This is a genomic window from Gluconobacter sp. GP1 (assembly GCF_032913585.1).
GTDB classification, from domain to species: domain Bacteria; phylum Pseudomonadota; class Alphaproteobacteria; order Acetobacterales; family Acetobacteraceae; genus Gluconobacter; species Gluconobacter cerinus.
The window spans coordinates 1-519 of sequence record NZ_JASGXC010000056.1 but is presented as its reverse complement, the minus strand read 5'-3'; the positions used below and the strand labels follow the sequence as shown (position 1 = coordinate 519).

The window sequence follows — 519 nt, the reverse complement described above, 5'->3', positions numbered from 1 at the left end:
AGCACTGGCACGGCCCCTATTCGGACCGGCAGGCGGCGGAGACGGATTTCCGAACCCGGACGCAGCCGCCACGCGTCACGCGCGCCCAGATCGCCGAGGCGAGCCGCCGCGGGGAGCATGGCACGGTCGAGGGTGTTCCCATGATCGTCCTGAGGCATCGCTGGACGGGCCACCTGACCCTGACGGCCTATCAGCTGGTGGATGAGGCCGGGCAGGAGAAATCCGCGCGCCAAAATGGACACATCTGAACCCCGTATCGTCACCCGCGCGAGCCGGGTGGAGGGCGAGCAGGAAGAAGAAAGAGAGGGAAAGAAGCAGAAGGAGAGAGGGGCAGCACAGGCTGTCTGCGCTGGCAAAGGGTGGGTCTCCACGCGTCCTCGCCCTGACGGGCTCCGGGTCGTGGAGATCCCGCCGCTGCGCAGCGCCTGTGCCATCGCAGCCATCCTGTGCCTGTGCCGGAGAGGTCATCAGAGAAAAGAGATGACGGCAACAGGAGTGACCTTTCATGCAGATTTCCCA

At 65.5% G+C, this 519-nt stretch carries 1 protein-coding gene and 1 pseudogene; both read left to right on the top strand.

All coding sequences use genetic code 11. The features are described from left to right. Positions 1-248 (top strand): annotated as a pseudogene (locus tag R5H23_RS16900) (hypothetical protein); the annotation flags it as partial. Further along, the coding region (locus R5H23_RS16895; RefSeq protein ID WP_317216136.1) for a hypothetical protein at positions 235-519 on the top strand (285 nt) is incomplete at its 3' end. The pseudogene R5H23_RS16900 and the gene R5H23_RS16895, both read left to right, overlap by 14 nt.